Raw genomic sequence first — 25,776 nt, 5'->3', positions numbered from 1 at the left:
GAAGCTTGTTTTAAATTTAGCGCTATGCAAGTTACCTACATCCAAATAAATGCAAGCCCTGCGCTGAGCGTAGGGCTTGCATTTATCTAATTAAGCTGATGGCAGCAACTGAAGATTATTTTCAGAGCCGCTCAGAGCTTCTTGTTCGATCACTTTAACTTTGCCATCGTCATCGACATCTACTTGCACCGATGCACCTTCACGGACTTTACCCGTCAAGATCTCTTCAGCAAGAGAATCTTCGAGTAAGCGCATGATTGCCCGACGCAGTGGACGCGCACCGTAGCTAGGGTTATATCCTTCTTGAACAAGCAAATCCTTGAAGCGCTCGGTCACCGTAAGCACGATATGCTTATCGAGCATCCGTCTGAAGAACTCGTTGAGCATGAGATCGGCGATCTCCTTGACTTCGGGTTTAGTCAACTGACGGAAGACAATGATTTCATCAAGACGGTTGAGGAACTCTGGACGGAAGTATTGCTTGAGCTCTTCGTTAACTAGCGATCGAATGCGGGTATAAAGCGCATCTTCTTGACTAGCTGCGAAATCAAAGCCAAGTCCACCGCCACCTTTTTCAATAACCTTTGAACCAACGTTAGAGGTCATGATCAGCAAGGTGTTCTTGAAATCAACGGTGCGACCCTTAGAGTCAGTCAAGCGCCCATCTTCAAGCACTTGCAATAGCAAGTTAAAGACATCGGGGTGAGCTTTCTCGATTTCGTCGAATAGGACGACGGTGTAAGGGCGACGACGGACAGCTTCGGTAAGCTGACCACCTTCGTTGTAGCCGACATAGCCAGGAGGTGAACCGATCAGCTTAGATACGGTGTGACGCTCCATGTATTCCGACATGTCCAGACGAATCATCGCATCTTCAGAACCGAAGAAGTAAGCGGCGAGTGCTTTGGTTAACTCAGTTTTACCAACACCTGTAGGCCCTGAGAAAATAAAGCTGGCGATCGGACGGTTAGGACTCTTCAGACCCACACGGGCGCGACGGATGGCGCGGGAAATGGCTTTAACTGCTTCATCCTGACCGATTACGCGGCTATGCAGGGTTTCTTCCATCTGCATCAGCTTGACGGACTCGGATTCGGTAATCTTAAGGACAGGTACACCAGTCCAAGAACTGACGATGTAGGCGATGTCCTCTTCAGTTACATGAATTTCAGGTACATCTTCGGCTGGAGTTTCTGCCTTTTTGGTTTGGCTGAGAGCGCGAATTTGTTGTTTAAGATCGATTTCCTTGTCACGCAATTCCGCAGCCTTATCAAAGTCTTGCTTACGAACTGCATCATCTTTATCTTTAAGGGTTTGTCGCAATTCCTTATCGAGTTCTTTGGCAGCAGGAGGCAACTGTGAGTTAATCAGACGTACACGCGAACCAGCTTCATCGATCAAGTCGATCGCTTTGTCGGGTAAGAAGCGATCGCTGATATAGCGATCGGATAACTTCGCGGCAGCAACGAGGGCTTCATCATCAATCTTCAGCTTATGGTGTTCTTCATAGCGTTGACGTAAACCGATCAAGATTTCGATGGTTTCTTCGACACTAGGTTCACCAACCATCACAGGTTGGAAGCGCCGCTCTAAGGCTGCATCACGTTCAATGTGCTTGCGGTACTCATCAAGGGTAGTAGCACCGATGCATTGCAATTCGCCACGGGCAAGGGCTGGCTTAAGAATATTGGCGGCATCGATCGCACCTTCAGCAGCGCCAGCGCCGATCAGGGTATGAACTTCATCAATGACCAAGATCACATTGCCTGCGGTACGGATTTCCTCCATGATCTTTTTGAGGCGTTCCTCAAATTCACCACGGTATTTCGTCCCCGCAACTAGTAAGCCGATATCAAGCGTAACAACCCGCTTTTCTTGCAAAATGTCAGGGATGTCACTATTGGAAATGCGTTGCGCTAAACCTTCAGCGATCGCGGTTTTACCAACACCTGGTTCACCAATTAGGACTGGATTGTTTTTGGTGCGGCGACCGAGGATCTGAATCACGCGCTCAATTTCTTTTTCACGACCGACAACAGGATCAAGCTTGCCATCTTGGGCTAGTTGAGTCAGATTCGAGCCAAATTCGTCAAGGGTAGGCGTTTTGGTGCGTCCACCGCTACCGCCGCCTGCGGATACTTCGGCAGTCTCACCGAGCATTCTGATTACTTGTGTGCGAACCTTAGAGAGATCCACACCGAGATTTTCTAAAACTCTAGCGGCAACACCTTCGCCTTCGCGAATTAGTCCTAGCAATAAATGCTCAGTACCAATATAGTTGTGTCCCAACTGGCGGGCTTCTTCTAAGGACAACTCTAGGACTCTTTTGGCGCGAGGCGTGAAAGGTATTTCAACTGCGACAAAACCAGAGCCGCGTCCGATGATTTTCTCAACCTCGATGCGTGCATCTTTGAGGTTTACACCCATGGACTTAAGTACTTTGGCGGCAACGCCAGTTCCTTCTCCGATTAGACCCAATAGGATTTGCTCTGTGCCGACAAAGTTATGACCGAGGCGGCGAGCTTCCTCTTGAGCCAGCATGATGACTTTAATTGCTTTTTCTGTAAAGCGTTCAAACATGGCGTTTCCCCATACTTTGCTGCGTTCTGGTTAAAGTTAATACTAGCACAGCCTTAACAGCATTCTGTGTGTACGGATCTCACTCCTTTTAACCAAAACTTAAAGCTATGTCTTAGGGATAGTTTTTACTTTATTACGGGCTATTTAACCCAACTTTTTTCATTTTTTGTTGCTTGTGTCACTTATTAAAAAGGCACTTTGCTATAGAAAGGTGTATTTAACGTCAGTTCGACGAAAGCGAAAAATGGTAAGAATCGCTAAGCGATTCTTACCATTTTTCGCCATTTGCGGCGTGCTTCGCACAACGCAAATGGCTATATCTAACTCACGTTATTTAATGTAGATCCAGTGATCAACAAGCCCCAAAATTCTGGGTTGCCTTCTGCTATACGAACGACCCAGCATTTGGGGTTTGAGCATAAAGCGCTGCATCATAAAGTTCATACGAGTTGAACCACAGCCACATCATCTAAAAGTTTCTGCTTTATTAACAAGTCTTGCACGGAAATTCGCAGTGTTCGCTTTTCATCTACCTGAAAGAGGACTTTAAGGCGATCGCTACCCGTTTGACCAAGTGGATCGAGTTGAGCGATCGCTTTGCTGTTTTCATTAAGAATCTGCACAGCAACTTGTTTACCATCTAAGACACGGGTTACTAGCCTCTCATCTTCAAAATACACTTCCACATTGGTTTCGCCTAACTCACCAATGACTAGCTCAATGCTAGGCTGATCGGCAATCGACGCGCCGAGAGTAAGTTCTACTGGCTTTTCTAAGGGATAGGTCGTGCCAGATTTAACAATAGTATGCCAGTTATGTTTTTTGTATCTTTTATCCCAATAGCGCACACCATAACTGTGATAGAGAAAGTCCTGCAATTCCCAGCCTTGGGAAACTGCTCCATGGGCGATCGCCTCAAATGGTTTATTGGCTTTTACTTTTTCCGATGGGAAATGTTTTAACGCCCATTCTTTCACCGATGGGATTTGGGATGTGCCACCTACAAGGAGAACTGCATCAACCTTGTCTAGGTCAATATTTTGGCGTGTTGCTTGCTGTCGAATGCGATCAAGAGCTTGATCGAGATTAGCAAAAAAATTCTGGTGTTCGAGAATTTGATTTAACTGCGATCGCGTTAATGTCAATTCATAGGATTCAAAAGTTTGATCGTTAAAATAAACTTCCGTTACTGATTCATTGCTCGAAAGAGAGATTTTAATGCGTTCAGCTAAGCGCGTTACGATAGAATTTTTGGGTAATCCTAGCTCTTTATGGAAATAATCAACAATCCAGTTATCGATATCAATCCCGCCGAGATTTTGACCTATTTTTGCGAAAACCTTTGCTGTTTGTGAACTTTGATTATTGGATGTAGATGTATTTTTGATCGTGCGATCGCCCCATTTCAACAAAAATCCTAGAGGTGATTTAGGTTGATTGACCGCCGTTTGAGCCTGTCCTGATGATAATTTCACTAAGGATAAATCTAAAGTTCCACCACCAAAATCCACTACTAATAGAGTTTCACCACCATCATTAAGCCCATAGCCCAAAGCCGCAGCCGTTGGTTCATCAAGGATTCGTACTTGATCAACGGTTAACTTTTCGCAAACTTTGCCTAACCAGTTTCGATAGGACTCAAAGCTATCGACAGGAACCGTAAAAATCAGTGAGTTCATATCAGGCAGGCGATCAATGATGTGTTTTAAGAACCATTCTCCCACTAGTTCAAATTCCACTTCGCGCCCATCAATTTCTGGCACAAACATCGACACATTAGAGCCGATCGCTCGTTTAAAAGCTTTATAAAATCGCGGCTCACCTTTGATGCTTTTGTTGTCTAAACCGCGATCGCTGACTTCCTGACCAATTAACACCTGCTCTTTGACAGCATCCTGTACATATACAAAACTAGGAATTAATGGTGGATTGTCGGTAATAAAACTACTATAAGCATCTAACTTGACAGTTTCAATCTCTCCATTCTCATTAATTCTCGCAACAACAGTATTACTCGTTCCAAAATCAATCGCATATTCCATAATTATAAGTTTCTCAAATAGTCTCCAAGAAATTGAATTTGATTAACCATATCTTCAGCTCTTCTAGAAGATATGATTTTCATCAAACCCCTCAAATAATCACCTATAGAATACTGCTGTTGGGTAATCAGAATAATTCCTGAATGGACTTCATTTGTCTCCATAAACTGAATATGCAACTGCACGAAATCAGCAATATTAGCAGTGCAAATTGTGCGACTTTCATGAGTTGCCCATCTAAGTTGAGCCTCATCGCTAAATCCCTCACGGTTTTCTTCCAAGACAGTAGTGACATCAATTCCACGACTTCGCAAAGCATTAACCAAAGAATGAGCCATCATGTCTTCATCCATATAAAGCCTGATTTTGGTCACGCATCAACCTCTTGCTTTTGAGAAAAGACTTTTCGATAGTTTTCGTAATCCATCAAATCTTTAGCTAAAGATGCATCAATCTCTGCTTTATTTGCATGATAGTAAGCCAGAGCCGCATAAATTTGCTCTAATTTCAAATGGGGATACTCATCCTGAATTTGTTCTGCATTCAAACCCTGTTGCCACAAAGTTGCTATCCGCCCAACAGTCATACGAGTTCTTGCAATACGAGGGCGATTGCCACAAATATCAGGAGAGCAAACAATAAGTGTACCAATATCAACAATAGTTAATGTCATAATTTTGGACTCTCTGCTCCTTTGCTTAATTCTAAGGGAAAATAGTCTATATCTATAACCTGTTCTGGTGTAAAAGGGCTAGTTTCAGGAAAATCAGACATTAGTAAACCCGTTTCGAGTGAAGCAAACTTTCTTGCGGTTTGATAACATTCTGGAAATACTTCTTGATAATAGCGGTATAGACTAGGACTACGCTTGAAAGCTTTTTTTAAGCGATTGCGATGTTCAAAAATAGTTAATAGCCAACTACGCGATCGCAACTGTGGCTGGAAGCAATATTTTAATAGATGCATCAAGATTATTTCTAAATTACTTTCAAGGGCATCTCTTTGACTCCCACTCATATCATCAAGTTCTTCTATTAGATGAGGAATATCTAGTTGCGTTAATTTACCTTCTTGCAAAAGCTGCATCATCAACTCAACCCACAAACAGTAGTCACGATTATAGATATCCTCATTGTCTGAGGGTAATGTTTGTAAGACTTCATTGGTGAATGTAACGCTCATAGCTTGCATTCCTGTAGATAATATTCCTAGTATATCAATCCTAAGGCATTTGATAGAGTGCAACGCACTCTATCAAAATACAAGTAGCGCCGCTACTTGTATTTGGGGTTTTGAACTCAAGCAGTTTTCGATAAGCTCTTGCCATAGAGAATTGCCCCAAATCCAGTCATATACATGAACAGACTATAAATCGCCGCAGGAATTGCCATATCTTGATTACCCAACATTCCTGCCGTAATCGCGATCGCTAAAGTTCCATTTTGAATACCAACTTCGATCGCTACACAAATTTGCTGTGGTGGACTGAGCTTCAGTAGTTTACTGATTGCAAAACCTGCTGCCATTGAGAACAAATTTAGCAAAACCACCCCTACTCCCGCCTGCAAAATAAACTCAGGTAAACGACTCCATTCGCGGATAACTAGAATCAGAATAATTAAAGCGAGAAAGCCGATCGCTAGGCGACTAGTAACTTTCTCTAAGCTACGGGAAAGTTCAGGAAACTTATACTGTATATACATTCCTATCACAATGGGAATAATTGTGATTAAAAAGATCTGTCCCATTGTCGTTCCAATTGGCAAGGCGATAGACGCACTCTGACTCATAAAGTGGTTCAAGGCTAGATTCGCTAATAGTGGAATTGTCACGATGGTGATAATGCTACTAAATACTGTCAGTGTTACTGATAGTGCAACATCTCCACCTGCGAGGTAAGTAATCATGTTTGATGACACACCACCAGGAGAAATAGCAATGATCATCAGACCTACTGCGATCGCTGGCGGCATTGACACAATTTTGGTAATTACAAAGCCGATGATTGGTAACAAAACGATTTGACTAAATAATCCCACAGCCACAGCCTTAGGATATTTGGTGATCCGTTGGAAATCCTCAAACTTTAGCGATAGCCCCATCCCTAGCATGATTAAGGCTAAAGCAATGGGTAAGATTAAAGTTGTAAAAATACTTTCTTGCATAATTTGTTACAGCCTCTTGAGGCTTTGATTAGTCCAGAAAGGCTCTTGAAAGCAGCACATCGTACTGCTTTCAAGAGCCTTTCTGGGTTTTACATTAGCGCAAAGCGCTGTAGGAGCTAATTCGCATACTAATATCGAGCCAATGCGATCGCGTCACCATTGCCGAAGTGGAAATATAATCTACGCCTAGCTCTGCAACCTGAGCGATCGTATCAAGGGTAATATTTCCCGAAGCTTCGGTTTTAGATTGGGGACTATGCTGACGAATTAAAGCGATCGCCTCGCTCATCATCGACAATGGCATATTGTCCAGCATAATCACATCTAAATTTAGCTGCATTGCTTCTTTGACTTGATTAATTGACTCAGTTTCCACTTCAATTGATGTTGTAAATGGAATGTTCCCACGCACACGCTGCACTGCTTCGGTGATACCTCCCGCCGCCGCAATGTGATTATCCTTAAGCATCACCGCATCATCTAAACCATAGCGATGATTGATGGCTCCACCGATAAATGTGGCATATTTTTCTAATAATCTCATCCCAGGAATGGTTTTACGAGTATCGACTAGACGAGCTTTCGTACCAGAAATTGCCTTGACATATTCCGCAGTCGCACTCGCAATTCCCGATAATCGCATGACTAGATTTAAAGCAACTCGTTCACCCATTAGCAATGTGGCAAGGCTCCCATTAATTTCCGCAATCAAGTCACCAGATTTTACAGGCTTACCATCCTGCGCGATCGCCACAAAATTTACTGATTGCTCCAACAATTGAAATACTCTGGCGGCAATTGGTAACCCTGCAATCACACCATCAGCCTTCGCAATCCATACTGCTTTGCCAAGGGGCGACTGACCATCGGGGAATAAACCACTGGTACTGCGATCGCCACGTCCAATATCTTCACGCAACCAGTCTTCGAGGATCGGATCTAAAACAATAAAAGGAGGGAGCATTATCTAGATATTTGTTAAATGATTGAGAAAAGGTTCCTAAACTTGTAGAAACTATTTATGAAAGGCTACTAAAGTTTAGAAAGTATGATTTAGAACATATTCAAGAATTACTTTCTGAGGTCAAAAGCTCTAAGAGATCCCCCTCAATCCCCCTTAAAAAGGGGGAAGAATTTAATTCTCCCCCCTTTTTAAGGGGGGCTGGGGGGGATCTAGACAATTCTTAAATGGTTACTTAGTCACTGATGTTACGTGGAACCCTCATCCCCCAACCCCTTCTCCCGCAGGAGAAGGGGAGCAAAACCCATATTTTTTCTTGTTCCCCTCTCCTGCGGGAGAGGGGCTAGGGGTGAGGGTCTTAGAAACTTCCACGTAACATCAGTTAGTCATGAAGCCAAGCTTCAGTGGCAATTCCTAATTTGCTGGCGGTATCAATTAACTGATGTAGCTCCAAATTAGAAATGCTTTCACAAAGATTTACCTCAATGTGAATTGGTTGCTTCTGGACAGATTCCAAATCGAGAATCTGTCTAGCAAGCACACATTTAGGAGCAATCCGTGATGATAGATAGTTGAGAAAAGCCTCTTGAGAGAGATTGAGATTTAGCTTGAGATTTAGGCGATCGCTAATCACTAAGGACTGCTCAATCTGATTGAGATAGTTAAAGAGTGACTTTTCGTCAATATCTTGAAGTTGAGAAAGTTGCTGAATTTGTCTCAAAATATAATTTTCAAGAATTTTGGCATCTTCCTCATGGGTAAACTTACAGCCCAAATTGATTGCCTCGATCGCGACGGCATCTAATCCCACATTTGGAAGGGATACACCTGTTTCTAAGCGTTTGAGTTCCTCTGTAAGACGATTATTCAAGACAATATCCGCAGCGACTTGCAGTTCACGCGGTACTGGTAAATCATCTCGACGGAAGGAGATCAGAATTCCATAGTTGTCGCGATAAACTTGCTCATATAGTTGATCGAGTCTGGTTAGAGTCTCGTCAGCAAGCATTCGCAAAATCCGATGACGCTCCTCTGCAAAGAGATGATGCAGATTAAACTGCTCGCCACTGAAGTTACTAGCCATCGCCAGAATTACCGCCGCCGTATTCGCTTGTTTGAGAACCTTAAACAAGGTTGCCTTGATCTCCTCATATTCGCGCCTTCCTGTAAAGGGTTGGATGCAGCAATGGAAGTCATCACCACCGAGGTGCAGCACTGCAAAAATATAATTTACAGATTCTTGGGTAATTCCAGAGACTAGTTGAATTTGCCCGATCGCTAGGGACATGGAGCCAATTCGTTGCAGTTGATAATCCTGCTGTTGGATTTGATAGCAATAAATTTGCTGCGATCGCGCATAATTGCCAAAAGTTGAACTCAGGGCATATTGAGCCGCCACTTGAGCTAGGGTAATCCGATTAGTCGCCACTTGATGCCGAAATACACCTTCGCCATCCTTAAATTCAGGCAGATTACTGGGTGCTTTTGCCATGCGATGAATAAATTCATCCTCAAGCAAGACACCTGCAACATCGGCGGCTAGTTCGATCGCCCTAGCGGCATAGCGTAAAATCTGTACAGTTTCAGGACGAGACAATTCTTCAAAGAACCAACCGCAACTGGTAAACATGAGTAATGCATGACGCTGCATTTCTAGCAATCGTAGAGCATCGATTTTTTGAGCCGATGTCGATACTTTATTGCCACATTGCTCCTCAAAAAACTTCTCTAACACGGGTGAATGCTCAGCAAGTCCATCGCGTAATGAATATTTCAGCACATCAATATAGCGATCGCGGGCTTCCCAAGGATCATTAAAATATTTGCGCCCGATATCCACATATACGGCTGCCATACGATCGCGCAACCAGTTGAGACTATCCCTGAGTGGTCGCCGCCATAGTAGTTGATAGTTTGTACCTTCACCGCCACAGGCACAACCGCCTTGCCAGCGATCGACACCGTGGGCGCAACTCCAAGCGGTTACGGATTTTAGTTCTGCTTCCCATTGTGGTGGAAACAGACTCAAATAATGAGCGTAATTAGTAACATTCCAGCCACGTCTAGGAAATTCTTCGACGAAGGCATAGGAAAGAGTTTTTTCTGTAAAGTGTTTATGATGTCCAAAGGTTTCCCCATCGGTTGCCACAGAAACAAGCTGATGTGGACGATGATCCCCACGCACTGCTTGACTAAGACGCTTAGCAAAATTATGAGAACTTCCTAGAAGATCGCCAAATCCCATATCGCGAGAAATGGGGCCATCATAGAAGAACACATCGATATAAGCATCCGTATCCGCAGGTAAATGGAACTGCCCCAGTTCCGACACATTACTGCTATTGGTATTATGGCGACGTAAATAGCAACGATAGGGACGATTGGGATCAATCTGCGCTCCACCCACCTCTTCCCATGCAGGATTGGGATTGTCTTTGGTGGGCATTGGACGACATCGCTGAGCCTGTGATGGTGCAAGAATGATAAATTTGATCCCTTCTAAAACCAAAGCTTCAAGGGTCTCATAGTCAACGGCAGTTTCGGCAAGCCACATCCCTTCAGTTTCGCGCCCAAACCTTGCCTTGAAATCTTCCTTGCCCCACCGAATCTGCGTCAATTTGTCTCGCCAATTTGCCAAGGGCATGATGATGTGGTTGTACACTTGGGCGATCGCATTACCATGACCATTAAGGCGATCGGCACTGCGTTTATCGGCATCTAAAATGGCTTGATAGGTATCGCGATCGTGAAATTCCATCCATGAGAGCAAAGTTGGCCCCATGTTGAAACTCATGTACTCATAGTTATTGACAATCTTCACGATCTTGCCGTCATAACGCTCGATCCGTGAGAAGGCATTGGGTCGATAACATTCATGGTGAATCCGTGCATTCCAGTCATGAAAAGGAGCCGCGCTTTCTTGCCGCTCGATCGCATTCAGGTAAGGATTTTCACGCGGAGGCTGATAAAAGTGACCGTGGATCGTAATATAAATTCCCGAATCGGTCGGAATCTGGACATTAGGCGAAGAAACAGAAACAGCAACAGTCACGCAAATCTTCCCTTAAAGCAAACGACATTTATTACATCTTGGCAGATTTTCTCGGTGGTTCGCAAGGGATTATCGAAAAGTTTTAGAAGTTAAACCAAAAAATTGGTGCTGCGGCGCAGCACCAATTTTTTTAATCAATTCTTTTGACAACTAGCTTGTATGCGCCTTTGCCTGTGCGATCAAAAGCATTGACAATCGTGCGGTAGGTTCCTGTAATTGGCAATTCAAGCGTCATTGATGCATTCTTACGGCTCGGTAAACCGTTGTTTTCTTGCAATACCCTGCTGTCGGGTGAGAATAAGACTAAATAGGGATGAAAATCGGAACTGACAAGTTCAATCTGGACTACTTGCCCTGCTCGACCATTAAAACTAAAAGCGTCAAACCGACTGCCATCTCTAGCAAAAACTCGACTCTGTGTTCCCAGAACTCCATTTTTTTGCAAGATGATTCGCCGATCTCTTGGTTCAGTTGGGGATTGAGAAGTAAAGTTATTGCTCAGACGATCTGCGATCGTCCCCGCGATCGTAAAAGAGCCTGTTTGTCCTACTTCATAGGAGTTGGCATAGAGAGTATACCTACCCGTAGTTGGCAAAGTAACAGCAATACGCGCATTTTTACCCCCACCGCTATCATCATCTTCAGCAATTTTACGCCCAGCAGCATCAAATAAAACTAGATAGGGATCGATCCCGTTAGCACGCATCTCGATCACCACTGATTGTCCTGCTTGACCTTGAAATTGATAGGCTTTGAAATAGCTACCATCGGGCAAGGTGCGATCTGAAGTCGTTAAGACCGCAGAGATTACCCTGCCATCTAGGGTAAGCACATTAGGCGCAGCGATCGCCTGCGTGGGATTATTGGCGATCGCCCCTTGACGAACTGCGGCAATAAATTGCTTAACCGTATCCGCTTCGATCGCTAATCCAATGCCACTATTGGCAGAACTAGTTGTAAAAATCGCCGTATTTACTCCCACCAGTTCGGCACGGCTATTCAATAATGGTCCTCCCGAATTTCCGGGATTTAAGGCAGCATCGGTTTGTAATAATTTGCGATCGCGATCGATGCGACTAATGATCCCTGTGGTCAATGTCCCCGCAAACCGTCCGAAGGGATTACCGATCGCAAAAGCTCTCTGCCCCACTTGAATGCCGCTAGAAGATGCAATCTGAATTGTGGGTAGATTGGTGGTTACTCCCTCCAGTCTGATCACCGCCAGATCAGGATTGCGACTACTAGCAATTACCACACCGCGAAATTGACGCTTATCACTGAGGATGACATTTACTGTAGTTGCACCACGCACCACATGGGCATTAGTTAAAACTAAACCCTTGGGATCAATGATTGAGCCACTGCCATTACCACTACGCGACTGAATTGAGACGACGGCAGGGCTAGCTTGTTTATAGACACGAATATTTGTATCTTCGTCTTGGGCTTGTACGGGTGACGGTGCGACCAAAGGAAGAGTAGCGATCGTACTGATACCACCGCATATTATTAGGCTTGTTGCCAAAAATTTAATTAATCTTTTTTTCACAAAACTATCCTCCGTCACGATCATTGCCCCGTTTTTTGGTGCATGGTCATGCGCCAAAAAACTGATTTTTATTTTACTGTGAGTCCAATTTTACAAAATTAAACTCATTCAATATTAGAAGTACTTTAGCTATCTAATGTTGCGCTTGTGGCGTTAATTTGCATCTCCCATTATATATAGCAACCCTAAACCCTTTCTATTGCATAAGCAGTTCACCATAATTAATGTCAGAAGGAAAAAGTAGAAAGTAAAAAGTAAAAATTTCAATCTGTTTTTCACTTTTCACTTTTGCCTTTTGCCTTGACAATCGTTGCTCCTAGGATTCGGGTGATTTCTTGGGCTTCTTGGGCGATTGGTGTGAGGCGGCTTTCGGGGAGAATTTCGGTGGCGGCGAGAAGTTTTAGCCAGTAGAGGGTTTCTCTTGCTTCTTTGAGCGCGATGTAATTTTTGTTAATAAAGTCGGCTTTACTTTGTCCTGCCTGTCCTTCTTGGACATTTGCACCAATGGATGTTCCAGATCGCAGTAGTTGTTTGCCGATTGTTCGCGCCACGCCGCCTGATTCTTCGAGATGTTGGCAAAGTTTGACAATTCTTACGGCGAATTGGAAGGTGCGATCGGGAATGCTTTGCATTTCAAGGAAAAGAGGAAAAGTAAAAAGTAAAAATTTCTTTTGATATTAACGAATAACATTGCAAAAAAACAAATCTATCTGCATCTTATTTTTTCCTTTTTCCTTTCTACTTTTTCCTTGATATAGAAGTGTGAAACTTTTATGTCTTACACTTCACAAGTCTCGATACGAGAAAAGATACTCCTACATTCCCACCCATTTCTCGACAACTCCAAACCCAAATATGGGAGGTGCCCCTTTACATACATAAAATTATTCTCAAAAAATGGTTCGGGATAGAGCACATATTTACCATCTTTTTTCCATGCAGTTTGATCGCAAAATTTATCCCAAGTCTTAGAACTCGGATTACTAAAATCTAGCTTACCACCACACTCTACATAAATTTGCTTCTGGACGCTAAAGCCATACAGCCCATTGCTAAGTTTTCCCCATAGATTATCAATCGCCAATAACTCATCACAGGGGAACTCTTTTATATCTTTTGTGCTAAATCTTTGTCCAACATCTTTGCCCACCGCCGTAATCATCAATCTATAGGTTTCTTGATCCGCCTCGTACCATTGCTTTGCTGTCAGGTAATCTTCTAGCTGTTGATAGCGTGAAGTTTTGACGTATTCTTTTAAACCATCTAAAGCTTTGCGCTCAGATGATGACAAATTTAGTCTCTTATCGGATTGTTGATAGATCAGATAGGCTAAATCGACCTGATGACGGTTTAGCGCCTTTTGGATGAGCTTAGTCGGATTGACTAAACTCGCATAAAACAAAATCATATCTTTCCAAGCACTCAATCCCAAATGCTCATAGAGCAAGCTTTCTTGCTGCAATTTCAAGACTTCCATCGCCGCTAAAAATTCCTGAAAGCTCAGATGCGAAAATTGATAGATACCTCCATCTCTTTCCACTAATAACTCACTTACCTGCACCATCTGCCCTAAAAATTCTTTTGCATCCACATCAGGATCGATCTTTACCAAAGACTCATTCAGCAGTTTCAATAACTGATCGACTTTAATTTGCTTAAATCCTTCCTCTTCACCATCGTCAATACTTTTTGCCGCCTCCATCATCATTGCCAACGCCACAACTTGCAGCACCTCCTGACGCTGATTGATTGACTTAAATAACAAGGGAATACCCCTAGCACTGGCTCTCCGTCCTAATTGCAACTCACAAATATCTTGATATAGCTCTACTTTGCGCTGTGGCAACTCCGCCCCCTGCTTATTCTCCCGATGAAACCGCGCCATCATGTTTAATAGCAACACATTCCCAGCAATATCATTCAACTCAGGACGCGACTGAATTTGTTCCAATAGAGACTCCGCCCTTTCCTTCGCCTTAGCCTCCACATCAGGAGTACTTCGCCCACCCCTCGCATAACGCTCTTGGCAAAAATACCACTGCTCCACAAACTGTTTGCGCTGTTCCTGATTAAAATCTTGAATCCAAAAACTCGCCGTTGGTTTCCTTGCTACATAGTCTTCCCGATAAGCCGTTGGGCGCGAAGTCACAATAAAAACTGCCTCATGATATTTCTGCATCTCCCCACTCAGCCACTCACTCACCTTTGTCCTCTCCGCAGGCGGTACTTCATCAAATCCATCAAACATCACCAAAGCATCACCTTTTCGCAGCAAATTGAGTGCCCAATTCGGTGGAACTGTTTCTAATTCTTTAATCTTGGATAACCGTCCAATATGAAAAGTGGTCAACAATTCAAGTAAATCTGGCGGATTCTCTTTGGTGATCTCTTTCCAGCATCCTGATAGATAGAGCAGAAATGGCACAAACTTAGGAACCTTATATCTACGAAAATCTCCCTTGTTGTATTCACCAGTGCTGTAGATGTAAGTAAGATGCTTTAACAAAGTTGATTTGCCATAGCCGCCCCAAGCCCTAATCGCAATCTGACGCAAACGGTTATCCTGCTTCACCCTTTCCAGCAATTCCCAAATCTGCATCTGCGGACAATCTTCACCGCGATCTCGAAATTTCTGACCCGCCACAATGGAATCTGAAGATAATTCCAAAGGCACAAACACCTCACGCAACAAAGGATTATTCACGGGCAAATTTTCATTTTCCCTCACTCCCACCGCATAATCTTCATAACAGTCCCACATCTGACATTTGAGATATTTCGCATCAAATCCAAGTGCTTGCCAATTTAACTTTTTGGTCAAAAATTGATTAGCTTGATCTATATTTTCAACAAAACCTTCAGCATCTTTCTTCCCACGCTCAGCATATATCTCACTCAAGCGCTCAATAAAATGCTTGCTATAGGCAGCCCAAACGCCCGAAACGGCTGTCACAGGAAACAGCATCAAAGCTGTTGCCCATTCTTGCTTTAGCAAAAAGCCGCCAAATGCAACACTTGTCCCACCCAAAGGCGACCATCGCGCAATTGCAGCAAGTGATCGCTGTACAAATCTCTTTTCAGGACTAGAGTTAGAATGCTTTTCTGGTTCTTGAGTCATGGTGCTTAGGGCGATCGCATTTCACGCATTATAAACCGATAAAATAAATTGGTATGATGAAAAGTGAGCAATCAAAAAAGATCTAAAAAATATGAACTATCGCGATCGCATCACCATTGAATCAGGAAAACGCAGTGGCAAACCCTGTATTAGAGGAATGCGAATTACCGTTTATGACGTTCTGTCTTATCTTGCCTCTGGTATGACCTATCAAGAAGTTCTTGAAGACTTCCCCTACCTCACTCAAGAAGATATCTTTGCCTGTCTAAGCTATGCCGCTGACCGTGAACAACAAACGCTCCTGATTCAAGCATGAAGCTACTATTCGATCACAACCTTTCGCCAAAATTGATTTATCGCTTAGCAGAATTATTTCCTAATTCCAATCATGTTTTTCAATTAGGATTAGATCAAGTGGAAGATCGGCAAGTGTGGCAATACGCAAAAGCAAACGGTTTTACAATTGTCACAAAAGACAGTGATTACAATGAGTTGCTAATTTTGTTGGATTTTCCGCCAAAAATAATTTGGATTCGGCGTGGCAATTGCTCAACCAATGAAATTGAGAATATTTTGAGAATGCACTATCTCGATATTCAAGATCTAATCAACACGGAATCTCTAGGACTGTTGACCCTGTACTAGATTTTCCACTTTAGCTCTTGAGTCATGGTGCTTAGGGCGATCGCTAAAACTAATTATCTTGTCTTCGCTGCAATCCGATGCTGAATTTCTAAATACACCAGTAAAGCATTCACATCCGCAGGATTCACCCCACCGATACGGCTAGCCTGTCCAATCGTCATCGGACGAATCTTGCTCAACTTCTCTCTTGATTCCTTAGAAAGAGTCTCGATCGCATTGTAATCAATATCCATTGGTAACTTGCGATCGCTATGCTTAGCAACCTCCTCAATCTGATGTTCTTGACGTTGGATATAGCCCACATACTTCACTTCAATTTCCGCAGCCAGACGTTCAAAGCGATTCAAGTTAGGATCGGCTAAACCATAGTGAATTAATTCCGCATAGTTAAACTTAGGACGACGCAACAGATCAGAAAGCGTAATTGCACCACGAATTATTTCCCCTGTTTCGGCAGTAATCCTTTGACCAAGTTCATCCTTTTCCTTAACGCGAGTTCCATTCAGACGCTCCACTTCTGCATAAACACGCTCCTGTTTATCACAGAACAATTGCCAACGACGATCATCGACTAAACCAATCTCGCGTCCAATCGGCGTAAGTCGGCGATCGGCATTGTCCGATCGCAAAATCAAGCGATATTCTGAACGGCTGGTCAACATGCGATAGGGTTCGCGCAATTCCTTAGTGCAGAGATCATCGATCAGCGTACCGATGTAGCTACTAGCACGAGGTAACACTACCATCTCTTTGCCCTTCGCAAATAGAGCCGCATTCATTCCCGCAATCAACCCTTGTGCGGCAGCTTCTTCATAGCCAGTAGTTCCATTAATTTGACCCGCACAAAATAGCCCTTCAATCAATTTCGTCATCAAAGTGGGATAGCACTGAGTCGCAGGAATATAGTCATATTCGACGGCATAGGCAGCGCGGAGCATATGACAATTTTCGAGTCCAGGGAGAGTTCTCAACATTTGTAATTGAATATTCTCAGGCATTCCCGTTGAGAAGCCTTGAATATAAAGCTCAGGAATCGTCCGACCTTCTGGCTCGATGAAAATCTGATGACTCTCTTTATCGGCAAAACGTACAATTTTATCTTCGATGCTCGGACAATAGCGCGGCCCCTTCGCATCGATAAAGCCACCATAAACGGGCGTAAGGTGCAGATTTTCGCGAATGATGCGATGGGTTTCGGCGGTAGTACGAGTTAAATAGCAATTCATTTGCTCACGTTCCACCCATGCACTCGGATCGAAGCTGAACCAATTATGCTCTGTATCCGAAGGTTGCACTTCCATTTTGCTGTAGTCCACGCTGCGGCGATCAACTCGTGCAGGTGTACCTGTTTTGAGGCGATCGGTGACAAAGCCCAAGGCATTGAGAGTTTCTGTAAGTCCTGAGACTGCAAATTCTCCAGCCCGACCTGCGGACATGGAGCGATTGCCCACCCAGATTTTGCCATTGAGAAATGTACCTGTGGTCAGGATGACGGCTTTGCAAGCATAACCAACGCCAAATTGAGTTTCGACACCAATAATTGCTTGGTTAGGGTCTAGCAAAACGTTAATTACTGTGCCTTCACGCACGGAGAGATTCGGTTCATTCTCAACTACAGCTTTCATTTCCGCAGCATATTCGCGCTTGTCGGTTTGCGCTCGCAATGCCCAGACTGCGGGTCCCCGTGAACTGTTGAGGATGCGTTTTTGTAAATAGGTGCGATCGGTGATTTTGGCAATTTCGCCGCCGAGGGCATCGACTTCATGGACAAGTTGTGATTTGGCGGGACCACCAACGGCGGGGTTACAGGGTTGCCATGCAATGCGATCAAGGTTGAGGGTGAGGAGTAAGGTTTTGCAGCCCATGCGTGCCGAGGCGAGGGCGGCTTCACAGCCTGCATGACCTGCACCAACGACGACGACTTCAAATTCATCAAGGAATTGCACTTGATTGGGTACTTGATTGGGCACTTGATTGGGTACTTGATTGGCTGAATTTATTGAATTACTCGTTATCTCGCTCATTGCCTGACTAGACCTGACCAACAAAATCGTATTCTAGCTCAAAATCAAGATAGATTCATCTTAAAGACGCAATCAAAACCCAAAAGAGAGAGGTGGCACTTCGCGCCGCATCTCTCTTTTGGCTTAAAAAACTAGCGATCGCAACTCTCAAGAATTGATATGATTTAGGTCAACTCAACCATTGCCCCAAGCCATGCAACCTGTTGTAGAAGCACCACAATCTTTATCTAGACAACTGATCGCTTCAAATGCCATCGCTACAAAAGCTATTGTCTGGGTTCTATTTTTACTGTGGACGATCTTACTGAGTGGCATTACTTGGGAAATTCAACATTCCTGTGCGCCGATTATCGCTTGGAACGACACATTACCTGCCAAGTGCCAACCGAAAAAAGAGCAAGATATCGCGGCGCGATCGCCCATTGCCAATTGGTTGACCCATAGCGATCACAATGATCGCACCAGTTCTAAACCGCAAGATCCTCGCATTCCTGCTAGCAGCGATCGCCCAACTAGCGACATCATCAATCCCAATACCATCGGCGTTGCATCTGGCACAGCCATAGCGATCGTCTCTGCTGTAGCAGGAGCACCTGCGATCGTCACGGTTGGTATTGGTGTAGCAGTGTGGTTTTTCGTTAAATTTTTTATCAAAGCGTCAAGTGTCTCGTAAAGTGTAAAAGTTATCACTTCGACCTCACGAGGTATTTCTATGCAGTCTTCCTCTAAACCGAATAGCAGCATTGCTGGAGCCAGTAAATCAGCCAGTAAAGCTGTCCAGCCAACTCAACCCGCCCAAGTTACAGCCCCATCCCCCGAACTACAGGCAAAGGATGTTGCTGAGTCTGGTGATTCCCCAAGCACTTCTCTCCTATCAGAACTGTCGGCGCGTTGGGCGGCTCTGTCTGGCAATCGTCTCCTTGTGGCTGGGTTAATCGGCGTATTGGTGCTGACCATGTTTTTGTTTGCGAATAAAGGAAGTAACAACTGCATCTTGAGTTTTAGTAGCTGCAATCCGATCGCGCCAGTGGCGACTGTACCTGTGGTATTAGCTCTAGGAGCTAGCGCTGCCACTGTACTCGTTCTAACTACAGCGTTTGGAACTTCCGTGATGGTGGCAGTTGGCGCAGGCTTTGTAGTTGGTTGGATCGTTAGTCAATTCATGCATTGATTCGGTTGATTTAGCTCTAGGCAAAATCAACCCCGCTACAGTTTTTGACAAGGCAAACTCGGAAATCATGCACTTTATCGAACTTCAAAATGTTTCTAAACGCTTTGGAAAGAAATCCATTCTCCAAGAGATCAGTTTGACTGTTCGCCAAGGAGAATTTATCGTTCTGCGTGGCACGAATGGGGCGGGTAAAACCACCTTGCTCAACGTCATCCTCGGATTACTACATCCAGATACGGGAACAGCGATGCTGCTGGGGCGATCGCCACTGCTTCCATCGGCAAAGACACGCGTAGGTGTGGTGTTACAGAAGGTGAGTCCTCCCAAGAATCTCACGGTTAAAGAGTTGATCGATCTGGTGCGTAGTTATTACCCCGATGCGCTTTCTACTGAAGAAATTCTCAATACCGTGAACTTAGCGGGAAAGCATAACGACTGGGCTGCAAATCTCTCAGGTGGACAAGAACAGCGACTGTTGTTTGCCTTAGCCTTGGCTGGGAAGCCCGATCTGCTGGTGTTAGACGAACCAACACGCAATCTTGATCCAGAGGGGTATGCTGACTTTTGGAAGCAACTGCGTCTCTGTGTGTCCCAAGGCAAGACCGTTTTGATGGTGACAAACAATCAAGCCGATTGGAAGGAGCTAGTCAGCCTCGCAACGCGAACAATTACTTTGGAGCATGGTCGTATTCATGAAGATCGCCAGAGTGCGATCGCCAAAAAACCAGTCAATCCCATTACAGAGAGAAAACAAGTAGGGATGTCAAAAGGTGGAGTGCCATTGTTCTATTCCTCGCCCAAGACAAGCTCAGAGAACACAATCCTTATGGCTGACAACACACCAGCAAAGAATTCCCCAACTCTGTCCTATGGAAATGACAGTCTGATGCGAGGTTTTTTGCCTCAACTATGGGCGGAATCATTACAATTATGGCGAACTCCCATCTATGGGATCGGTATCTTGCTCTTTTCCAGTGCGATCGCTTTGTTCCCACCAGATGAGCGCTTGGGTATGTTGGGAGCAATATTCTTTGCGGGACTTAGTTTGTTGACGATCGCCTTTGAGCGCACGGGCAAGCGGGTTGCAGTCGAACGGGTCGAGGGTTGGCTGAAGTTATTGCGTGTTACGCCTTTGCATCCCTTTGTCTATCTATCCGCAAAGGTGGTGATGTCGTTGGCGATCTCGGCGATTAGTCTGCTGCTAATTTTAGGGCTAGGGGCTTGGAAACTGGGTATCGATCAATCTTTGGTACAGCGATCGCTAGAATTTATGAGTTTGTTGCTTGGCAGTATTCCATTTACGATTTTCGGCTTGGCATTAGGCTATCTGGTCAATCCCAAAAGTGTGGATTCCATTGCTGGTTTAGCCATTCCGATCGCCCTGTTTACCTGTGGGTTGCCTTTACCTGTTTCGCAGGTTGTCCAAGATGCGATCGCCTATTCGCCTTTCTATCACTATGGGCAACTGGTGCTGTGGTCAGCAGGACAGACCAATGACGGCTATTTTTGGCTGCATGTGGTTTGGTTGCTATGGACGAGTTGTGCTTTTGGTTTGCTTGCTAGTTGGGCATACCAACGCGATCAGGCTGTAGAGTAAGATCGCGGCAATCTTCGGTTATTTTAGTTCTCAGAAAATTAGGGGCGATCGCCTGAACAATGCGATACAATGTGGAAAAGCTGCCGAAATTTGCCAAGTTTATGTCTTCTGAAAATCCAACCCAGTTTGCTCTGACGATCGCCTTTATTGATCCAGAATTGACAAATTCAGAGCGTGATGATGAGTTAGTAAGCTTGTTTGAAGACTTAAATGCTAACTCTGATATCGAATCGGTTGAACGCTTGCGCGATCCCAATCCTCCCGATGGAAGTAAGAGTGGTGGTGGTTTATTGGATTTGTTAAAGGCTGAGGCTAATCCTGCAAATGCTTTGAAGGTATTGAAATTTCTAGGCGATCGCTTTGGCAATAAACCAATTGCTTTAGAGGCTGAGGTAAATGGTATCAAAATGAAGATCACTGCCTATAGCCAAGAAGAGGTGAAGTTTGGGATCGATGAAATTAATGAATTTATCGAAAAGCACAAGGTCGCGTAGGCGTAGGGGCTAGAGATGGGGCGATATGCGCTGCTAATTGGCATCAGTAATTACAATGCGGGTTTGAATCCTTTGCCCAGTGCGGTGAAGGATGTGGATGCTTTGCAGGAAGTTTTGCTAAATGCGGAGATTGGTGGCTTTGCGGATGGGAATGTGACGGTTTTGAAGGATGCGGAGAAGGGGGCGATCGAGACGGCGATCTATCATTTGTTTGCTAATCGCAAGCCCGATGACCTATTGCTATTTTATTTTTCAGGTCATGGGGTGACTGATGATCGCCGTGATTTTTATTTCACTGGGCTTTCGACAAGTAGGGAGGCTTTGCCGCCCACTGCGGTTTCTTCGTCCTATGTGCAGTCGCAAATGTATAACAGTAGGTCAAAGCGTCAGGTGGCGATTTTGGATTGTTGTCATAGTGGGGCATTTCCGAAGGGGATGATGGCGAAGGATGTCGGTACGGTGGATATTAAGTTGGGTGGGGAGGGTCAGGCGATTTTGACGGCGGCTGATTCGAGTCAATATGCCTTTGAGCAGGAGGGGTTTGAGTTGTCGCTTTATACGCATTTCTTGGTGGAGGGGCTGAAGACGGGGGCGGCGGATCGTGATGAGGATGGGGATGTGTCGGTGGATGAGTTGCATCTCTATGTGGAGGGGAAGGTTAAGAGTGTTAATAACAGTATGTCGCCGAAGTTTTTTGGGCAAAAGGAGGGGCATCGGATTGTGTTGGCAAGGGCGGCGCAGGATGATCCTAAGTTGAGGTTTCGGAAGGAGGTTGAGAAGTTTGTTAAGCGGAGTAATGGCAGGATTTCTGTTATTGCTAAGAATTTATTACGTGGAAAAAGTCGAGAGCTACAAATTGCTTCATTAGAGGCTGAAGAAATTATTAATCAGGTTTTGCTTCCCTATGTCGAATATGCTAAAAAAATTGAAGAGTATGAAACTACATTAATAGAAATGATTGCAGAAGAGTTTCCTTTTAGCGAAATTACGCAGGAAGAATTACGAGAATATGAAAATCATTTAGGATTGAGAGAAGAAGATATAGACGCAATTGTCCCTCGAATTATTAAGCCAAAACTAGATGAATACGAACGAAATTTGCGAGTTAAAGAAGTACAAGTAAGAGAATCACAAAAACAAGAATTGCAGCAAGAAAGACTTGATTTAGGCAATGGGGTAAATCTCGATTTGGTGAGGATTCCTGCGGGGGGATTTATGATGGGAATGCCAGCATCGGAGCGCAAAATTGCTCTTGAGAATGCCAAGAAATATAATTGGACTGGGTTAGAAGAATATTTGGATTGGTCAACGCCCCAACATGAAGTAAAAGTTCCTGCTTTTTTATTGGGGAAATATGCTGTAACCAATGCTCAGTGGAAAGCCATAATGGGAACAAAGCCTTCGGAAAGTTCTGATGTTAAGTTTCAAGGCGAAAACCAACCAGTAATCAAAGTTTCGTGGGATGATGCTAAGGAGTTTTGTAAAAAGCTGTCTGAGAAAATAAAAAAGAATGTCAGGTTGCCTAGCGAAGCAGAATGGGAGTATGCTTGTCGCGCTGGAACCACTACCGCCTTTCATTTTGGAGAAACCATTACCCCCGAACTTGTCAACTATGACGGTAATTATCCATACGGTGATGCACCAAAGGGAGAATATCGCGAAAAGACAGTTGATGTGCAGAGTTTTAGCCCGAATGCATGGGGCTTATATCAAATGCATGGCAATGTTTGGGAATGGTGCGAAGATATATGGCATGAAAACTATAACGGTGCGCCCACTGATGGCTCTGTATGGCTAACTGGCGGCGAACAAAATAAACGCGCTCTGCGGGGTGGCTCGTGGGACGGCAATGCTTTCATTTGTCGTTCAGCGTATCGCAGCGGGGTCAATGCGGACTATAGCGACTTCAATATCGGTTTTCGGGTTGTTGTTGCTTGAGTTCCGTTCTTTTCTTTCTCGCGTTCGTGAGGACTTCTCCTTTGTTTTTTTGCCCTTTGAGTCCAAGATCCCCGACTTCTTCTACGCTTTCACAAACACCTTTCAAGTTCACAAAAGAAGTCGGGGATCTGAATCCCCCACTACCATCTACAAAGCGCCCACCTAAAGCCAAGATCCCCGACTTCTTCTACATCATCAAAGATAGCTTGCAAGTTTACAAAAGAAGTCGGGGATCTGAATCCCCCCTACCATCCACAAATCGGCTACCTAAAGCCAAGATCCCCGACTTCTTCTACGCTATCACAGACAACTTTCAAAATTACAAAAGAAGTCGGGGATCTGAATCTCCACTACCATCCACCAAGCTCCCATTTAAAGCCAAGATCCCCGACTTCTTCTACATCATCAAAGATAGCTTGCAAGTTTACAAAAGAAGTCGGGGATCTGAATCCCCCCTACCATCCACAAAGCGCCCACCTAAAGCCAAGATCCCCGACTTCTTCTACGCTTTCACAAACACCTTTCAAGTTCACAAAAGAAGTCGGGGATCTAAATCTCCACTACCATCTACAAAGCGCCCACCTAAAGCCAAGATCCCCGACTTCTTCTACGCTTTCACAAACACCTTTCAAGTTCACAAAAGAAGTCGGGGATCTGAAACCCCACTACCATCCACAAAGCGCCCACCTAAAGCCAAGATCCCCGACTTCTTCTACATCATCAAAGATAGCTTGCAAGTTTACAAAAGAAGTCGGGAATCTGAATCTCCACTACCATCCACCAAGCTCTCATTTAAAGCCAAGATCCCCGACTTCTTCTACATCATCAAAGATAGCTTGCAAGTTCACAAAAGAAGTCGGGGATCTAAATCTCCCCTACCATCCACAAATCGGCTACCTAAAGCCAAGATCCCCGACTTCTTCTACTTCACCAAAGATAGCTTGCAAGTTTACAAAAGAAGTCGGGGATCTAAATCTCCACTACCATCTACAAAGCGCCCACCTAAAGCCAAGATCCCCGACTTCTTCTACGCTATCACAAACACCTTTCAAGTTCACAAAAGAAGTCGGGGATCTGAATCCCCACTACCATCCACAAAGCGCCCACCTAAAGCCAAGATCCCCGACTTCTTCTACATCATCAAAGATAGCTTTCAAGTTCACAAAAGAAGTCGGGGATCTGAATCCCCCACTACCATCCACAAAGCGCCCACCTAAAGCCAAGATCCCCGACTTCTTCTACATCATCAAAGATAGCTTGCAAGTTTACAAAAGAAGTCGGGGATCTGAAACCCCACTACCATCCACAAAGCGCCCACCTAAAGCCAAGATCCCCGACTTCTTCTACATCATCAAAGATAGCTTGCAAGTTTACAAAAGAAGTCGGGGATCTGAATCCCCCACAGTTATCTATCGATATCCTATTTATTCATCTAACATCAAAGCCATCAACTGAGGAATTGAAGGAAGATTACATTCATTTAGGAAAGAAAAATACTCCTCATCTGAACCAATCATTGAACGAACGAACTCTATTGAAGGCAAACTTCCTCTTCTAATGCCTGCATATTCACAAAAACTAGAAAACTCCCATTCCGAAGCAGACTTCACCAAATCAGCCTTAACTGGATTAAGGTGAATATAACGAACTAAATGTACCAAATACTCATCAGAATCAACCAAAATCGCCTTAAACCTTCCCTGAAAGAGTGAGCCAACACGATTAAAACGCTTATTTATGCTCTTGGTATAGGTAAGGGACAATAGTTTCATGGCTTCCGATAGATTACCTCCATTACATTGCACCAAGAAATGATAGTGATTAGGCATCAGGCAATAAGCCAAAATTGAGATATGCTCATCAACCAAATAGTAACGAGACAACCTCAAAAAATATAGGTAGTTTTCCTTGTCAAAAAATATTGGTTGGCAGTTATTGCCCCGATTGTAAACATGGTAATAACGCCCTTGTTCAAAATTTATGGAACGACTTGGCATAGTTAGCGGCTGAAGCCTAAATAGTTAAACATCAAAATTAATACGCAACAGTTAGTCTCCTTTGCTTTTTCTTTGTAATCATAAATTAGTTTTGCTTGTCACACAAAAGTCGAAGATCTTAGCCTATATAGCAATGTAAGTTTTGCTTAGGACATAAAACCCAAAAGATGAGTGGCGGCGCTTCGCGCCGCCACTCATCTTTTGGGTTTTGATTAGTCCTGCCATCTCTTGTATTGCTATAGTTTCCTTTTACTTACCCACATTTAGCTATACGTGGGAATGCATCAAGTGTACGTTATGGAAGTCCAGATCTATGCCTGTGGTGCGGAAGCATCCAAATATCAAACCGAGTCAGCTATTTTAGTAGGGAAGCCGAAAGGTTGGCTGACTCACCTTTACCAGAAATATCTATATTGATAAATTGGCGAATGGACAAAATCCTG

Annotated in this window: 21 protein-coding genes; 8 read left to right on the top strand and 13 right to left on the bottom strand. The window is 44.2% G+C overall.

Translation table 11 applies throughout. The annotated features are described in order from the left end of the window. Positions 1 to 90: 90 nt before the first annotated feature. From VB775_RS19945 to VB775_RS19895, 11 genes are all read right to left on the bottom strand, one after another. The gene (locus VB775_RS19945) at positions 91 to 2,580 is read right to left on the bottom strand and encodes an ATP-dependent Clp protease ATP-binding subunit (protein ID WP_281007937.1); all 2,490 of its coding nucleotides are present in this window, start codon (positions 2,578 to 2,580) and stop codon (positions 91 to 93) included. A 440-nt stretch (positions 2,581 to 3,020) separates the two neighbouring features. Further along, on the bottom strand, positions 3,021 to 4,622 hold the full coding sequence (locus VB775_RS19940; RefSeq protein WP_281007938.1) for an Hsp70 family protein: 1,602 nt from the start codon (positions 4,620 to 4,622) through the stop codon (positions 3,021 to 3,023). A gap of 2 nt (positions 4,623 to 4,624) precedes the next feature. After that, positions 4,625 to 4,996: a DUF5615 family PIN-like protein gene (locus tag VB775_RS19935; RefSeq protein WP_281007939.1), complete on the bottom strand. Its 372-nt coding sequence runs from the start codon at positions 4,994 to 4,996 to the stop codon at positions 4,625 to 4,627. Next, positions 4,993 to 5,295: a DUF433 domain-containing protein gene (locus VB775_RS19930; protein ID WP_281007940.1), complete on the bottom strand. Its 303-nt coding sequence runs from the start codon at positions 5,293 to 5,295 to the stop codon at positions 4,993 to 4,995. Before VB775_RS19930 ends, VB775_RS19935 begins: the two co-directional genes overlap by 4 nt. Next, a complete protein-coding gene (locus VB775_RS19925) occupies positions 5,292 to 5,804 on the bottom strand; it encodes a DUF29 domain-containing protein (RefSeq protein WP_281007941.1) in 513 nt (170 codons plus the stop codon). Before VB775_RS19925 ends, VB775_RS19930 begins: the two co-directional genes overlap by 4 nt. Before the next feature lie 116 nt (positions 5,805 to 5,920). After that, positions 5,921 to 6,787: a bile acid:sodium symporter family protein gene (locus VB775_RS19920; protein ID WP_281007942.1), complete on the bottom strand. Its 867-nt coding sequence runs from the start codon at positions 6,785 to 6,787 to the stop codon at positions 5,921 to 5,923. 94 nt (positions 6,788 to 6,881) lie between these two features. Beyond that, positions 6,882 to 7,751, bottom strand: coding sequence for a carboxylating nicotinate-nucleotide diphosphorylase (nadC, locus tag VB775_RS19915; protein ID WP_281007943.1), 870 nt, complete (start codon positions 7,749 to 7,751; stop codon positions 6,882 to 6,884). A gap of 379 nt (positions 7,752 to 8,130) precedes the next feature. Further along, positions 8,131 to 10,800 carry a DUF3536 domain-containing protein gene (locus tag VB775_RS19910; RefSeq protein ID WP_281007944.1) on the bottom strand — a complete coding sequence of 890 codons (2,670 nt, stop codon included), beginning with the start codon at positions 10,798 to 10,800 and terminating at the stop codon, positions 8,131 to 8,133. 130 nt (positions 10,801 to 10,930) lie between these two features. Beyond that, positions 10,931 to 12,349: a trypsin-like peptidase domain-containing protein gene (locus VB775_RS19905; protein WP_281007945.1), complete on the bottom strand. Its 1,419-nt coding sequence runs from the start codon at positions 12,347 to 12,349 to the stop codon at positions 10,931 to 10,933. Between the two features lie 275 nt (positions 12,350 to 12,624). After that, positions 12,625 to 12,981 (bottom strand): four helix bundle protein, encoded by a 357-nt coding sequence (locus tag VB775_RS19900; protein ID WP_281007946.1) that lies wholly within the window; start codon positions 12,979 to 12,981, stop codon positions 12,625 to 12,627. Between the two features lie 146 nt (positions 12,982 to 13,127). Next, positions 13,128 to 15,467, bottom strand: coding sequence for a GUN4 domain-containing protein (locus VB775_RS19895; RefSeq protein ID WP_281007947.1), 2,340 nt, complete (start codon positions 15,465 to 15,467; stop codon positions 13,128 to 13,130). Between the two features lie 91 nt (positions 15,468 to 15,558). On the opposite strand from VB775_RS19895, the gene VB775_RS19890 reads away from it, so the two are divergent. Together VB775_RS19890 and VB775_RS19885 are read left to right on the top strand one after the other, a co-directional pair. Then, a complete protein-coding gene (locus tag VB775_RS19890) occupies positions 15,559 to 15,783 on the top strand; it encodes a DUF433 domain-containing protein (protein WP_142655204.1) in 225 nt (74 codons plus the stop codon). Then, positions 15,780 to 16,112: a DUF5615 family PIN-like protein gene (locus VB775_RS19885; RefSeq protein WP_281007948.1), complete on the top strand. Its 333-nt coding sequence runs from the start codon at positions 15,780 to 15,782 to the stop codon at positions 16,110 to 16,112. Before VB775_RS19890 ends, VB775_RS19885 begins: the two co-directional genes overlap by 4 nt. 53 nt (positions 16,113 to 16,165) lie before the next feature. Here the strand turns inward: VB775_RS19885 and mnmG are convergent, their stop codons facing one another. After that, a complete protein-coding gene (mnmG, locus tag VB775_RS19880) occupies positions 16,166 to 18,136 on the bottom strand; it encodes a tRNA uridine-5-carboxymethylaminomethyl(34) synthesis enzyme MnmG (protein WP_281007949.1) in 1,971 nt (656 codons plus the stop codon). Positions 18,137 to 18,317: 181 nt separating this feature from the next. Between mnmG and VB775_RS19875 the strand changes: the two genes are divergently transcribed. From VB775_RS19875 to VB775_RS19855, 5 genes are all read left to right on the top strand, one after another. Then, positions 18,318 to 18,809: a hypothetical protein gene (locus tag VB775_RS19875; protein WP_323216914.1), complete on the top strand. Its 492-nt coding sequence runs from the start codon at positions 18,318 to 18,320 to the stop codon at positions 18,807 to 18,809. 39 nt (positions 18,810 to 18,848) lie between these two features. Beyond that, on the top strand, positions 18,849 to 19,307 hold the full coding sequence (locus VB775_RS19870; protein ID WP_281007951.1) for a hypothetical protein: 459 nt from the start codon (positions 18,849 to 18,851) through the stop codon (positions 19,305 to 19,307). Beyond that, a complete protein-coding gene (locus VB775_RS19865; protein ID WP_281007952.1) occupies positions 19,276 to 20,904 on the top strand; it encodes an ABC transporter ATP-binding protein/permease in 1,629 nt (542 codons plus the stop codon). Before VB775_RS19870 ends, VB775_RS19865 begins: the two co-directional genes overlap by 32 nt. A gap of 101 nt (positions 20,905 to 21,005) precedes the next feature. Continuing rightward, on the top strand, positions 21,006 to 21,398 hold the full coding sequence (locus VB775_RS19860; protein WP_281007953.1) for a hypothetical protein: 393 nt from the start codon (positions 21,006 to 21,008) through the stop codon (positions 21,396 to 21,398). Positions 21,399 to 21,413: 15 nt separating this feature from the next. Continuing rightward, a complete protein-coding gene (locus VB775_RS19855; protein WP_281007954.1) occupies positions 21,414 to 23,336 on the top strand; it encodes a caspase, EACC1-associated type in 1,923 nt (640 codons plus the stop codon). 1,424 nt (positions 23,337 to 24,760) lie between these two features. On the opposite strand, the gene VB775_RS19850 is transcribed toward VB775_RS19855, so the two are convergent. Next, on the bottom strand, positions 24,761 to 25,333 hold the full coding sequence (locus VB775_RS19850) for an REP-associated tyrosine transposase (RefSeq protein WP_281007955.1): 573 nt from the start codon (positions 25,331 to 25,333) through the stop codon (positions 24,761 to 24,763). 279 nt (positions 25,334 to 25,612) lie between these two features. Between VB775_RS19850 and VB775_RS19845 the strand changes: the two genes are divergently transcribed. Next, the gene (locus VB775_RS19845) at positions 25,613 to 25,750 is read left to right on the top strand and encodes a hypothetical protein (RefSeq protein WP_281007956.1); all 138 of its coding nucleotides are present in this window, start codon (positions 25,613 to 25,615) and stop codon (positions 25,748 to 25,750) included. The last annotated feature ends 26 nt before the right edge of the window (positions 25,751 to 25,776 follow it).

The organism is Pseudanabaena sp. CCNP1317 (assembly GCF_034931345.1).
Taxonomy (GTDB): Bacteria; Cyanobacteriota; Cyanobacteriia; order Pseudanabaenales; family Pseudanabaenaceae; genus Pseudanabaena; species Pseudanabaena galeata.
The sequence above is the reverse complement of the archived record's forward strand: the minus strand, read 5'-3'. Positions and strand labels throughout refer to the sequence as shown.

Bases quoted from the DNA above. Each gene is read 5' to 3' on its own strand.
- VB775_RS19900 (WP_281007946.1), bottom strand. From the start codon at position 12,981: ATGCAAAGCATTCCCGATCGCACCTTCCAATTCGCCGTAAGAATTGTC.
- VB775_RS19885 (WP_281007948.1), top strand. From the start codon at position 15,780: ATGAAGCTACTATTCGATCACAACCTTTCGCCAAAATTGATTTATCGC.
- nadC (WP_281007943.1), bottom strand. From the start codon at position 7,751: ATGCTCCCTCCTTTTATTGTTTTAGATCCGATCCTCGAAGACTGGTTG.
- VB775_RS19845 (WP_281007956.1), top strand. From the start codon at position 25,613: ATGCATCAAGTGTACGTTATGGAAGTCCAGATCTATGCCTGTGGTGCG.
- VB775_RS19870 (WP_281007951.1), top strand. From the start codon at position 18,849: ATGCAGTCTTCCTCTAAACCGAATAGCAGCATTGCTGGAGCCAGTAAA.
- VB775_RS19930 (WP_281007940.1), bottom strand. From the start codon at position 5,295: ATGACATTAACTATTGTTGATATTGGTACACTTATTGTTTGCTCTCCT.
- VB775_RS19860 (WP_281007953.1), top strand. From the start codon at position 21,006: ATGTCTTCTGAAAATCCAACCCAGTTTGCTCTGACGATCGCCTTTATT.
- VB775_RS19920 (WP_281007942.1), bottom strand. From the start codon at position 6,787: ATGCAAGAAAGTATTTTTACAACTTTAATCTTACCCATTGCTTTAGCC.
- VB775_RS19890 (WP_142655204.1), top strand. From the start codon at position 15,559: ATGAACTATCGCGATCGCATCACCATTGAATCAGGAAAACGCAGTGGC.
- VB775_RS19940 (WP_281007938.1), bottom strand. From the start codon at position 4,622: ATGGAATATGCGATTGATTTTGGAACGAGTAATACTGTTGTTGCGAGA.
- VB775_RS19855 (WP_281007954.1), top strand. From the start codon at position 21,414: ATGGGGCGATATGCGCTGCTAATTGGCATCAGTAATTACAATGCGGGT.
- VB775_RS19925 (WP_281007941.1), bottom strand. From the start codon at position 5,804: ATGAGCGTTACATTCACCAATGAAGTCTTACAAACATTACCCTCAGAC.
- mnmG (WP_281007949.1), bottom strand. From the start codon at position 18,136: ATGAGCGAGATAACGAGTAATTCAATAAATTCAGCCAATCAAGTACCC.
- VB775_RS19945 (WP_281007937.1), bottom strand. From the start codon at position 2,580: ATGTTTGAACGCTTTACAGAAAAAGCAATTAAAGTCATCATGCTGGCT.
- VB775_RS19895 (WP_281007947.1), bottom strand. From the start codon at position 15,467: ATGACTCAAGAACCAGAAAAGCATTCTAACTCTAGTCCTGAAAAGAGA.
- VB775_RS19850 (WP_281007955.1), bottom strand. From the start codon at position 25,333: ATGCCAAGTCGTTCCATAAATTTTGAACAAGGGCGTTATTACCATGTT.